10 protein-coding genes are annotated in these 12544 nt (G+C 60.8%); 5 read left to right on the top strand and 5 right to left on the bottom strand.

Annotated features, from left to right (window positions below; genetic code table 11):
• Nucleotides 1–34 precede the first annotated feature (34 nt).
• The 5 genes from M5G26_RS10855 to tadA all read left to right on the top strand — a co-directional run bounded on the left by M5G26_RS10855 (nucleotide 35) and on the right by tadA (nucleotide 6136).
• Nucleotides 35–1258, top strand: coding sequence for a maltoporin (locus M5G26_RS10855; protein WP_150693196.1), 1224 nt, complete (start codon nucleotides 35–37; stop codon nucleotides 1256–1258).
• A gap of 62 nt (nucleotides 1259–1320) precedes the next feature.
• Nucleotides 1321–3849 carry a phosphoenolpyruvate--protein phosphotransferase gene (ptsP, locus tag M5G26_RS10850; protein ID WP_273915299.1) on the top strand — a complete coding sequence of 843 codons (2529 nt, stop codon included), beginning with the start codon at nucleotides 1321–1323 and terminating at the stop codon, nucleotides 3847–3849.
• A gap of 2 nt (nucleotides 3850–3851) precedes the next feature.
• Nucleotides 3852–4142, top strand: a complete 291-nt coding sequence (locus M5G26_RS10845; RefSeq protein WP_273915298.1) for a PTS transporter subunit EIIB — start codon at nucleotides 3852–3854, stop codon at nucleotides 4140–4142.
• A 117-nt stretch (nucleotides 4143–4259) separates the two neighbouring features.
• Nucleotides 4260–5636 (top strand): multicopper oxidase family protein, encoded by a 1377-nt coding sequence (locus M5G26_RS10840; RefSeq protein WP_134177614.1) that lies wholly within the window; start codon nucleotides 4260–4262, stop codon nucleotides 5634–5636.
• A complete protein-coding gene (tadA, locus tag M5G26_RS10835; RefSeq protein ID WP_034156281.1) occupies nucleotides 5636–6136 on the top strand; it encodes a tRNA adenosine(34) deaminase TadA in 501 nt (166 codons plus the stop codon). Before M5G26_RS10840 ends, tadA begins: the two co-directional genes overlap by 1 nt.
• A gap of 372 nt (nucleotides 6137–6508) precedes the next feature.
• Here tadA and cmoB read toward each other — a convergent pair whose 3' ends face one another.
• The 5 genes from cmoB to lon all read right to left on the bottom strand — a co-directional run bounded on the left by cmoB (nucleotide 6509) and on the right by lon (nucleotide 12350).
• On the bottom strand, nucleotides 6509–7465 hold the full coding sequence (gene cmoB / locus M5G26_RS10830; protein WP_134177612.1) for a tRNA 5-methoxyuridine(34)/uridine 5-oxyacetic acid(34) synthase CmoB: 957 nt from the start codon (nucleotides 7463–7465) through the stop codon (nucleotides 6509–6511).
• Entirely contained in the window at nucleotides 7462–8205 is a 744-nt protein-coding gene (gene cmoA / locus M5G26_RS10825; RefSeq protein WP_134177611.1) for a carboxy-S-adenosyl-L-methionine synthase CmoA, read from the bottom strand. Before cmoA ends, cmoB begins: the two co-directional genes overlap by 4 nt.
• Before the next feature lie 161 nt (nucleotides 8206–8366).
• Nucleotides 8367–9011, bottom strand: a complete 645-nt coding sequence (locus M5G26_RS10820) for a lysoplasmalogenase (RefSeq protein WP_208867531.1) — start codon at nucleotides 9009–9011, stop codon at nucleotides 8367–8369.
• A 2-nt stretch (nucleotides 9012–9013) separates the two neighbouring features.
• Nucleotides 9014–9406, bottom strand: a complete 393-nt coding sequence (locus M5G26_RS10815; RefSeq protein ID WP_007916811.1) for a protease inhibitor I42 family protein — start codon at nucleotides 9404–9406, stop codon at nucleotides 9014–9016.
• Nucleotides 9407–9932: 526 nt separating this feature from the next.
• Complete coding sequence (gene lon / locus M5G26_RS10810) at nucleotides 9933–12350, bottom strand: endopeptidase La (protein ID WP_150693203.1); 2418 nt, start codon at nucleotides 12348–12350, stop codon at nucleotides 9933–9935.
• Nucleotides 12351–12544 lie beyond the last annotated feature (194 nt).

Here is a 12544-nt window from a genome sequence, read left to right as displayed (position 1 = left end):
ATGCAACCAGACAATAAAAACAATGGGGTGGCTTATGAAAACAACAATAAATCGCAGCCTTGCAGTCGCAGGTTTTTGCCTGGCCTTACCGCCAACGTCACAAGCGCTGGAGTTTGGCGGCTACTTGCGCAGCGGTGTTGGCACGTCGGTCAACAGCAGCGGCCAGTCATGCTTCCAGTTACCCGGTGCGCAGACCAAATATCGTCTGGGTAACGAATGCGAGCAGTACGGCGAACTCGAGTTGCGCCAGGACCTGTATACCCTCGACGACGGTTCGGTACTGAGTGTCGACGGCATGGCCTCGCTGTATAACCGCTACGATCGCAGCCCCACATTCAAAGACGACAATGGTTCGATCCGCTTGCCGCAGGCCTACGCACAGTGGTCGGCGATGCCTGCACTTAACGGTGGCTCACTGTGGGCCGGTCGGCGTTACTACAAACGTAACGACATCCACATTTCCGACTTCTATTACTGGAACCAGAGCGCCACGGGCGGCGGGGTCGAAGACGTATTGATCGGCGACCTTAAATACAGCTACGCCTTTTCGCGCAAGGACAACCTGTACCAGAAGGACTACATCAATCGGCACGACTTCAACGTCGCCGGTTTCAAGACCAACCCGGGCGGTGAGCTGGAGTTCGGTTTGAGCTACATCGACAAACCCGACAGCCGCGATGCACACCGGGGCTGGGCGATCACCACGCAACATGTACAAACGGATTTTTTCGGCGGCAAGAACAAACTGGCGCTGCAATACGGTGAGGGGCCGGGCACCGGGTTGGGTTATACCGGCAACGTCAAACTGGACGACAGCAACAAAAGCTACCGGGTCGTCGAGTTTTTTGACTGGCAGGTGACACCGCGTTTCGGCGGTCAGGTCGAAGCGGTGTATCAGAAAGACATTCGCCCGGACGGAGCCGATCAGAACTGGATCTCGTTGGGGGTACGGCCTGCGTACGCGCTCAGTGAGCACTTCAAACTGGTCACTGAACTGGGCCACGATCAAGTCGAAGCCCCGGGCGGCACGCGCAAGCTGAGCAAGTTCACGTTTGCCCCGACCTGGTCGCCGAAAGGCCCGGAGTTCTGGGCGCGTCCCGAGGTGCGTCTGTATTACACGTACGCTACCTGGAACGAGGCGGCCAAACGTGCGGCCAACCAATTGGCGAAAGGCTCGGCACTGTCTGACACCGGCGCATTCGGCACCGCTCGCCACGGTGCGAATGTCGGATTGCAGGTCGAATACTGGTGGAAATAAGCGATGCTGATGGAGCGTCGCGCTCCGTGGGTACTTCAAAGCATAAAACTGCAGGTGACGTCATGGCCACACCCCAACAATTGCAACTGCTGGCTCCCTTGTCCGGTGTCCTGATGGCACTGGAGCAGGTTCCTGATCCGGTGTTTTCCGGGCGCGTGATCGGTGACGGTCTGTGTATCGACCCGACTTCGTCGACCCTGTGCGCGCCACTGGCCGGGGTCATCAGCAACGTGCAGGCCAGCGGACATGCCGTGAGCATTACCGATGACCACGGCGTGCAGGTGTTGATGCACATCGGCCTGGACACGGTGAACCTCGGCGGGCAAGGCTTCACTCGGCTGGTCGAAGAAGGACAACGGGTTGTGGCCGGGCAGGCGCTGATCGAGTTCGACGCCGATTACATTGCCCTGCATGCACGCAGCCTGCTGACCTTGATGCTGGTGGTCAGCGGGGAGCCGTTCACCTGGCTGATCGCGCCGAGCGGACAGGTCGAAACCGGCCAGCCTTTGCTTGAACTCGCCGGTGCGCAGTCGAGCGGCGAGGCAGCTGTCGTGGCAGAAGGTCAGGCTGTGTTTTCACCTTCGTTGAAATTGCACAATCCCAATGGTCTGCATGCGCGTCCGGCAGCGGTGTTTGCGCAAGCGGCAAAGGGCTTTGCGGCAAAGATTTACCTGCATAAGCAACAGGCTCAGGCCAACGCCAAATCGTTGGTGGCGGTCATGGCGTTGCAGACCGCTTGCGGCGATAGCGTGCAGGTCAGTGCGGTGGGCGAAGATGCTGACGCGGCAATCAATACGCTGACCCGGTTACTGGCCGAGGGCTGCGGTGAAACGGTGGCGGCGGTGGCACCTGTCGAGGTGGTCGAAACCGAGGCGCTGACGCTTCTGCGTGGCGTCTGCGCATCACCCGGTTCGGCGTTGGGCCAAGTGGTGCAGATCAGCGAACCGGTCTTCGACGTCAGCGAGTTTGGCGGCGGAGCTGATGTCGAGCGTGCAGCCCTCGCCAATGCCCTGATCGAAGCGGATCTGGCCTTGCAGCATTTGCGTGATACCGCTGCTGGTGAAGCCGAAGCCGAGATCTTCAAGGCCCATCAGGAACTGCTCGAAGATCCGGGTCTGCTCGATCAGGCGCAAGCGTTGATCGACGCGGGCAAAAGCGCGGCCTTCGCCTGGCGTGCGGCCACTGAAGAAACCGCGATCATGTTTCGCCAGCTCGGCAGTGCGTTGCTGGCGGAGCGGGCGGCGGATCTGACCGATGTCGGACGCCGGGTGCTCAAGCTGCTGCTGGGGATTGGCGAGCAGGCGCTGGAGCTGCCGCAAGGGAGCATTCTGATTGCCGATCAACTGACGCCGTCGCAGACCGCCGGCATCGATACCCGCAAAGTACTGGGCTTCGCTACGGTGGGTGGTGGCGCGACCAGTCACGTGGCGATTCTTGCGCGCGCCTGTGGCCTGCCGTCGATCTGCGGGGTGCCGGTGCAGATGCTCGCGCTGAGCAATGGCACTCAAGTATTGCTCGATGCCGACAAGGGCGAACTGCATGTGCATCCGGACCCAGCGGCGATCAAACAATGGCAGGCGCGTCACGCGCAACAGCGCCAACGCCATGAACATGAACTGGCCAACGCAACGCTTGCGGCACGGACCCGTGACGGGCATCACGTCGAGGTGTCGGCCAACGTCGCCTCATTGGCTGAAACCGAGCAGGCCATGGCTTTGGGAGGCGCGGGCGTCGGCCTGCTGCGTTCGGAGTTTCTCTATCTGGGGCGCAATCACGCGCCGAGCCATGACGAACAGGTCAACACTTATAGCGCGATCGCCCGCAGTGTCGGACCTGCGCACAATCTGGTGGTGCGCACCCTTGATGTCGGCGGCGACAAACCGCTGGCCTATGTGCCCATGGACAGCGAGACCAACCCGTTCCTGGGCGTGCGCGGCATTCGTTTGTGCCTGGAGCGCCCGCAGTTATTGCGTGAACAGTTCCGCGCCATGCTCGGCTGCTGCGATCTGACGCGTTTGCACATCATGTTGCCGATGGTCACGCAACTGTCGGAGCTGCGTCTGGCGCGGCAGATGCTCGACGAGGAAATCCTCGCGCAGGGGCTAACGCAACGGCCGAAACTGGGGATCATGATCGAGGTGCCGGCGGCGGCGTTGATGGCGGATCTGTTTGCGCCGCTGGTGGATTTCTTCTCGATCGGCACCAATGACCTGACGCAATACACCCTGGCGATGGATCGCGATCACCCGCGTCTGGCCAGTCAGGCGGACAGTTTTCACCCCTCGGTATTGCGCCTGATCGCCATGACCGTGAAGGCTGCGCACGCCCATGGCAAATGGGTCGGCGTGTGCGGGGCGATGGCCTCTGAACGTCTGGCGGTGCCGCTGTTGCTGGGGCTGGGTGTGGATGAGCTGTCGGTGAGTGTGCCGATGATCGCGCCGGTCAAGGCAACGGTGCGCGAGCTTGCGCTGGCGGACTGTCAGATCATCGCGCAACAGGTGCTCGGTCTGGAAAGCGCCGGGCAGGTGCGCGAGGCGTTGCAGCTGTTTCACGAGGCAACCGTCGATACTTTACGGGTTCTGGAGAACTGAAGATGTTCGATCAATTGCAGAAGGCATTCTGGAAAGCCCTGACCCCCGATCTGTTGGTGGATACACCCGCAGCACCGGCCGAGCCGACTGACGGGTTGAGCGCCGATATCGTCGCGGCGCTGGGCGGGGTGGATAACCTGAAATCGCAGCAACCGCTGGCGTTGACGCGGGTGCGTGTGGTGTTGCGTGATCTGTCGGGCCTCGACCAACAGGCGTTGAGCGCCGCTGGTGTCGCGGGTGTGATGCCCTTGGCGGGCGGTGTGGTGCACCTGATTACCGGGCTGCGACCTTAAGCCGGCAGGGGATGTGCGGCCTCAGGTCGCCCTTACTGTTTCTCAACCGCAGGTGTATCGTATTCGCCTTTTACAGGCCTTCAGGGCCTGTCGCTGATACGTGAGGTAGTTGAGTTCATGTCCTTTACCCGTCGCCAAATCCTCGGTGGCCTGGCCGGTCTTGTTGTCGTTGGCGTTGGTGCGGGGGGCGCGTCGCGTTACTGGCTCGGCAAAATGGCCGACGCCGAGGCGGGCCACGACTATGAACTGATCGCCGCACCGCTGGACGTCGAGCTGGTGCCGGGGCACAAGACCGAGGCCTGGGCATTCGGCCCATCGGCGCCGGGCACCGAGTTGCGCGTGCGTCAGGGTGAATGGCTGCGGGTGCGCTTCATCAACCACTTGCCGGTGGCGACCACTATTCACTGGCACGGCATTCGTCTGCCGCTGGAAATGGACGGCGTGCCGTACGTGTCGCAACTGCCGGTGCTGCCGGGTGAGTACTTCGATTACAAGTTCCGCGTGCCGGACGCCGGCAGTTACTGGTATCACCCGCACGTCAGCAGCAGCGAAGAACTCGGGCGCGGGCTGGTCGGGCCGCTGATCATCGAAGAGCGCGAGCCGACCGGTTTCAAGTACGAAAAGACCTTGAGCCTGAAAAACTGGCACATCGATGACGAAGGCAATTTCGTCGAATTCAGTATTCCCCGTGAAGCGGCGCGTGGCGGTACGGCGGGGCGGTTGTCGACGATCAATGGGGTGCCAACCCCGGTGATCGAACTGCCGGCCGGGCAGATCACCCGGGTGCGTTTGCTCAACCTCGACAACACGCTGACTTACCGCATCAACATTCCCGGTGTCGAAGCGAAGATTTATGCGCTGGACGGCAACCCGGTCGAACCGCGGCCATTGGGCAAGGAATATTGGCTCGGCCCAGGGATGCGTATTTGTCTGGCGATCAAGGCGCCGGCGGCGGGTGAAGAGCTGTCGCTGCGCAACGGGCCGGTACGTCTGGGCACCCTGCGTTCAGTGGCCAATACCGATGCGCCGACCGACTGGCCGAAAGCGCTACCGGCCAACCCGGTGGCAGAGCCGGACCTGGCCAATGCCGAGAAACTCAACTTCAATTTCGAATGGGTCGGTTCGGTGTCGGTCAACGTCGACAATGGCCGGCCGCCGAGCCTGTGGCAGATCAACGGCAAGGCCTGGGACATCACCGACAAGACCTGCGCCGACCGACCGATTGCCAGCCTGAAACTGGGGCAGAGTTACATCTTCGAATTGAAGAACATGACCCAGTATCAGCACCCGATCCATCTGCACGGCATGAGTTTCAAGGTGATCGCGTCGAACCGGCACAAGATCATTCCGTACTTCACCGACACCTATCTGCTGGGCAAGAACGAGCGCGCGCAAGTGGCGTTGGTGGCCGATAATCCCGGTGTGTGGATGTTCCATTGCCACGTGATCGACCACATGGAAACCGGCCTGATGGCCGCCATCGAGGTGAAGTGATGCGCCAGATTCGTCCCGCCGCGATCATCGACCGCAGCCGTGACCGCGATTTCATGCGCGAAGCCCTGACCCTCGCCGCACAAGGCGCAGCCCTTGGCGAAGTGCCGGTGGGCGCGGTGCTGGTGCAGGACGGCGAGATCATCGGGCGCGGCTTCAACTGCCCGATCAGTACCAGCGACCCGAGTGCTCATGCAGAAATGGTCGCCATCCGTGCGGCGGCGCAGGCGGTGGATAACTATCGTCTGCCGGGCAGCACGCTGTATGTGACGCTGGAGCCGTGCAGTATGTGCGCAGGCTTGATCGTGCATTCGCGGGTGGCGCGCGTGGTGTATGGCGCGCTGGAGCCGAAGGCGGGGATTGTGCAGAGTCAGGGGCAGTTTTTTACCCAGGGCTTTTTGAATCACCGGGTGTTGTATGAAGGTGGGGTGTTGGCGGAGGAGTGTGGTGCGGTGTTGACCGAATTTTTCCGTGCACGCAGAGCGAAGAGCCCCTCACCCTAACCCTCTCCCGGAGGGAGAGGGGACTGACCGGGTTGAATGGGCGATCTCCGCCGACCTGAGTTATCGAGTCGAACTCAAGTTATGAAAAGCGTGAGGATCGGCTCCCTATCCCACTGGGAGAGGGGACTGACCGAGCTGGATGGGCTGAGTCCGTCGACCTGACATACCGAGTCGAACTCAAGTTTTGAAAAGCCCAAAGATCAGCTCCCTCTCCCACAGTGAGAGGGGACTGACCGGATTGAATGGGCGAGGTGCACCGACCTGAGTTATCGAGTCGAACTCAAGTTTTGAAAAGCTCAATGATCGGCTCCCTCTCCTTGGGGAGAGGGCTGGGGTGAGGGGTGGGCTCACCGCGGTGTTTGGGCGATTGGATTATTTACGAGCGACAATCACCGCCCGCATCGGCGCCGGCAGGCCTTCGATGGTTTTGCTGTGATCTTCCGGATCAAGGAAATCACTCAGCGACTGATACTTCATCCACTCAGTCCCGCGCTGTTCTTCAACCGTGGTTGTGCTCACATCCACGCAACGAATATCGGTGAAACCTGCACGACGCAACCACAACTCCAGCGCCGGCACCGACGGCAGGAACCACACGTTACGCATCTGCGCATAACGATCTTCTGGCACCAGCACCTGATGCTTGTCGCCTTCCACCACCAGCGTTTCCAGCACCAGCTCGCCGCCCTTGACCAGGCAATCCTTCAGCGCCAGCAAATGTTCGATCGGCGAGCGACGGTGATAAAACACGCCCATCGAAAACACCGTGTCGAACCCTTCCAGATTTGGTGGAAGGTCTTCGAACGGGAAGGGCAGGTGCCAGGCATTCGGCTCTGACAGATAACGTTGCACCGCCTGGAACTGGCAGAAGAACAACCAGTTCGGGTCAACACCAATCACGCTGTTCGCGCCGGCACCGAGCATGCGCCACATGTAGTAGCCGTTGCCGCAGCCGACATCGAGGATGCGTTTGCCCTTCAGATCCAGATGCGGGGCGACGCGCGACCATTTCCAGTCCGAACGCCATTCAGTGTCGACGTGCACACCAAACAAGTCGAACGGCCCTTTGCGCCACGGCGACAGGCCCATCAACGCGGTGCGCATTTGCGCGCGGGTTGCCTCGTCGCAATCGGTGTCGAGTTTCAAACCGTTGAGCAGATCCACTTCGCTCGGCTGGATCTTCGGCAGGGCGTCCAGCGCACTTTGCCAGCGCTCCAGATCGCCGTGACCTTTCTCCATTTTCTTGTCGAGTTGCGCCTGCAGGGTGTTGGCCCATTCGGCCAGCGGTGTGCCGGCGAGACGGCGGGCGAGGGGGGACAGATCAATCATGGCAAGGCAATCAACGAGGCAAAGTTAAGACACTGGAACCACGGCACGACTTTCGAGAACCCGGCGGCCAGCAGGCGTTCGCGGTGTTCTTCGAGGCTGTCGGGCTTCATGACGTTTTCGATGGCGCTGCGCTTCTGGGCGATTTCCAGTTCGCTGTAGCCGTTGGCGCGTTTGAAGGCAACGTGCAGATCGGTGAGCAGCGCATGTTCTTCGGTATCGTTGAAGCGCAGCTTTTCCGAGAGTATCAATGCGCCGCCCGGCAGCAGCGATTGGCGAATGCGCGAGAGCAACGCGGTGCGCTGATCGGGAGCGATGAATTGCAGGGTGAAGTTCAGCGCCACCACCGAAGCAGGTTGAAAATCGAGGGCGAGAATGTCGCCTTCGATCACTTCAACCGGCAGCAACTCTTGGAACATCGAGTCCTGACCGTTGAGGTATTCGCGGCAGCGTTCGACCATCGCCGCCGAGTTATCCACAGCGATCACGCGGCAACCGTCGGTGCGCACATGACGGCGCAGGGCTTGAGTGACCGCGCCCAGCGATGAACCGAGGTCGTAGAGCACGCTGTTCGGCTGGGCGAACTGCGCCGCGAGCACGCCGAGGTTTTCGACGATGGTCGGGTAACCCGGCACCGAGCGCTTGATCATGTCCGGGAATACCCGCACCACGTCTTCATTGAAGGCGAAGTCAGGCACCTGGGCCAAAGGCTTGGCGAAAATACGATCGGGTTCTTTGCTCACGGCGGTTCCGGCGGTGTAAATGGAAAGGCCGGCATTTTAGCCAAAAGGGCGCGGGGATGCTTGGGTTGTCTGATAAAGCGGCAAATCAAAAGATCGCAGCCTGCGGCAGCTCCTACATGGGAATGCGGTTTTCTGTAGGAGCTGCCGCAGGCTGCGATCTTTTAAAGGCTAGCGCGTTTGCTTTGGGAGAACGCGGAGGCCGCAATGCCCCACTGGCCCAGCCAGTAGCTGAGGATGATGACGTATGGCGCGGCGTGGAATGGCGATACGAAGCGATCAATACCGATCACGCTGTCCGAGAACACAAACGCCAGCGCACCGCCCGCCGCCAGCAACGCCGAGCGTTTCGGCACATCGGTGCCCAAACGGGCCAGCGCGCGCCAGAGCATCGCGCTGATCGCCGTGCCATAAACAATCACCGGCACCAGCAATGGCCCAAGACCGCTGGAAATCAGAAGACCCAGCAGCACCGCGCCCACTCCGAGGGCAAGTACCAGTGGCAAAATCGCCAGACGCTTGCAGTCACTCAGATAAGCCTTCAGATAAGCCAGATGCGCAACCAGAAACGCGCCGAGGCCAAACACGAACAGATCGCCCGGCCAGGCCAGCAACACATCACCCAGCAACGAGAAAATCAGACCGAGACTGATCCAGCGCCGATAGTCACTGGGTGGCGCGTCGTGTAGCCAGCCAAGTAGCGCCAGCACCGGCAGCGGTTTGACCAAAAGACAAAGCAGCGCCGCATGGGTGCTGACGCCGTAGAGAAACGTCACCGCGCCCATTAGCGCCAGAATTAGCCAGCCCACGATCAATTCACCGAAATGGCGCAGTCAAAGGTTTCCACCGGCAGCACTTCCGGCGCCCACGGCTGTTGCGAAGTCAGGCGCAGACGCCCGGTGCCGGGGGCAAAGGCCTGGAAGCGCCAGGTCGACAGACCTGCTGCGCCGACGACGCCAGCGTCTTCCGGATTGCTGTAGACCTCGGGGCTAAGTGCACGCAGTACGCCGCCAGCGGAATCCTGAATGGCCCAGCGATAACCCGTGGTCGGGTTGCTTGGCAGCATGATGATGAGGTTTTGCCCGTTAGTGAGCCGAACGGGGCATTCGCTTTGTTTTTCCACGGTCACGTTGTGTTTCGGTTGCGTGGCGCAAGCGGCCAGCAACGAGAGGGCGAGAGGGAGAAACAGGCGAGTGGGGGACATAAGGTCAGCAGCTCCGGCGTTGACGACGAACGGCGAGCATAACTGAAGATGAGACAAAGTGTGACAACGCCAAGCCCTCACCCTAGCCCTCTCCCAGAGGGAGAGGGGACTGATCGGGGGATATTGGCGAGGTACGCCGACCTGAGCGTGCGTCAGCGAATCCATAATCGACCCGGTGTTTCAGGTCGGCGCATAGCGCAAGACCGCTCGGTTGGCTCCCTCTCCCAGGGGGAGAGGGGATTGATCGGGGGATATTGGCGAGGTACGCCGACCTGAGCGTGCGTCAGCGAATCCATAATCGACCCGGTGTTTCAGGTCGGTGCATAGCGCTAGACAGCTCGGTCGGCTCCCTCTCCTGGGGGGAGAGGGGACTGATCGGGGGATATTGGCGAGGTACGCCGACCTGAGCGTGCGTCAGCGAATCCATAATCGACCCGGTGTTTCAGGTCGGTGCATAGCGCTAGACAGCTCGGTCGGCTCCCTCTCCTGGGGGAGAGGGCTGGGGTGAGGGGCTACCGGCTACCGGTCAGAACAGTACCTTCGCCACATCGGCAAACCGCTTGGCGAAATGCACGGTTATCCCTTCCTTCAGATAATCCGGCAATTCCTCGAAGTTACCCCGATTCGGCTCCGGCAGAATCAATTCGAAGATCTTCTGCCTTCTTGCGGCAATCACCTTCTCGCGCACGCCGCCAATCGGCAGCACATGCCCGGTCAGGGTCAATTCGCCAGTCATCGCCACGCCTTTCTTCGGCGGTTGATTACGTGCGAGCGAGAGCAGGGCGCTGGCCATGGTCACGCCGGCGCTCGGACCGTCCTTCGGCGTGGCGCCTTCTGGCACGTGCAGATGGACAAAGGCTTCGTCGAAGAACTTCGCGTCACCGCCAAACTGTTTCAGATGCGAGCTGACATAGCTGTAGGCGATCTCTGCCGATTCCTTCATCACATCGCCCAGTTGCCCGGTGAGTTTGAAGCCGCGATTGAGCGTGTGAATCCGTGTTGCTTCGATCGGCAATGTCGCGCCGCCCATGCTGGTCCACGCCAGACCGGTAATCACGCCGGTGCCGGACAGCACTTGTTCGTTGCGGAATACCGGATGGCCGAGTGACGCTTCGAGATCTTTCGGCCCGAGCTTGATCACCGCTTTCGGCTCGTCAATGAGCTTCATCACCGCTTTGCGCACCAGTTTGCCCATTTGTTTCTCGAGCTGGCGCACACCGGCTTCACGGGCGTAACCGTCGATCAAGGCTTTGAGCGCGCTGTCGCTGATGCTCAGGCTGCCCTTGGACACGCCGGCCTTTTCCAGCAGTTTTGGCCACAGGTGACGCTTGGCGATGGCGACTTTTTCTTCGGTGATGTAGCCCGACAGGCGAATCACTTCCATCCGGTCCAGCAACGGGCCGGGAATCGAATCAAGGGTGTTGGCGGTGCAGACGAACAGGACTTTCGACAGGTCCATGCGCAGGTCGAGGTAGTGGTCGAGGAATTCGACGTTCTGTTCCGGGTCGAGGGTTTCCAGCAGTGCCGAGGCCGGGTCGCCCTGGTAGCTCTGGCCCATTTTGTCGATCTCGTCGAGCATGATCACCGGGTTCATCACTTCGACGTCTTTCAACGCTTGCACCAGTTTGCCTGGCTGCGCGCCGATGTAGGTGCGGCGGTGGCCCTTGATCTCGGCCTCGTCACGCATGCCGCCGAGGCTGAAGCGGTAGAACGGCCGGCCGAGGGATTCGGCGATGGATTTGCCGACGCTGGTTTTACCCACGCCAGGCGGGCCGACCAGCAGCACGATGGAACCGCTGATCTCGCCTTTATAAGCACCGACGGCGAGGAATTCGAGGATGCGATCCTTGATGTCGTCGAGGCCAGCGTGGTGTTTGTCGAGGACCTTGCGCGCGTGCTTGAGGTCGAGTTTGTCCTCGCCGTACACGCCCCACGGCACTGAGGTCGCCCAGTCGAGGTAGTTGCGGGTCACCGCGTATTCCGGCGAGCCGGTTTCGAGGATGGACAGTTTGTTCATTTCCTCTTCGAGGCGCTTCTGCACCTGCGCCGGCAGGACTTTGCCCTCTAAACGCTGCTCGAACTGTTCGAGGTCGGCGCTGCGGTCGTCCTTGGTCAGGCCGAGTTCCTGCTGGATGACCTTGAGTTGTTCCTTGAGGAAGAACTCGCGCTGATGCTCGCCGATCTTGCGGTTAACTTCTGCCGAAATCTCTTTTTGCAGGCGTGCGACTTCGACTTCCTTGCGCAGCATCGGCAGGACTTTTTCCATGCGCTTGAGCATCGGCACGCAGTCGAGCACGGCTTGCAGCTCGGGGCCGGTGGCGGAGGTCAGGGCGGCGGCGAAGTCGGTCAGCGGCGATGGATCGTTGGGGCTGAAGCGATTGAGGTAGTTTTTCAGTTCTTCGCTGTACAGCGGGTTGAGCGGCAGCAGTTCCTTGATCGCGTTGATCAGCGCCATGCCGTAGGCCTTGACCTCGTCGGTCGGCTCGGTGGGCTGATGCGGGTATTCGACTTCGACCAGATACGGTGGGCGGTGGTGTTTCAGCCACGTCTTGATGCGCACGCGGCTCAGGCCTTGGGCGACGAATTGCAGTTTGCCGTTTTCGCGGCTGGCGTGGTGGACTTTGACCAGGGTGCCGTATTGCGGCAGGGCGCCGGTGTCGAAGTGGCGCGGGTCTTCCTGGGGCGTGTCCATGAAGAACAGCGCCAGGGAATGGTGTTCGGATTTGCTGACCAGTTCGAGGGTTTCGGCCCAGGGTTCTTCGTTGACGATGACCGGCAGGACCTGGGCCGGGAAGAACGGGCGGTTGTGGATAGGGATGATGTAGACCTTGTCCGGCAGGTTCTGGCCGGGCAGGGCGAGGCCTTTGCCGCTGGAGGTGTGTTCGATGTTTTCGGCTTCGGTGTAGTCGTCGGGGTTTTCCGGGAATTCTTGCTGGTCGCTCATGGGGCACCTGCGCAATGGGGTATGGGTCTTAGATGGGGCAGGGTTTGGGTGGTTTCAATGGCGGGGGATGTTTCTGCTTGTGTGTTCAGGGTTTTGACAGGGTTCACGCTTTTGACTTGGCGGCCTTTGGGCCGACCATGCTCTTGGGGGGTTTGGGTGTATATCCGTTGCCGTGGGTGTTGCTGATTAGGGTT

Origin of the sequence: Pseudomonas sp. TNT2022 ID642, assembly GCF_028656995.1 — a bacterium.
GTDB lineage: Bacteria > Pseudomonadota > Gammaproteobacteria > Pseudomonadales > Pseudomonadaceae > Aquipseudomonas.
Note: the sequence above shows the minus strand (reverse complement) of the source record. Positions and strands in the feature narration are given on the sequence as shown.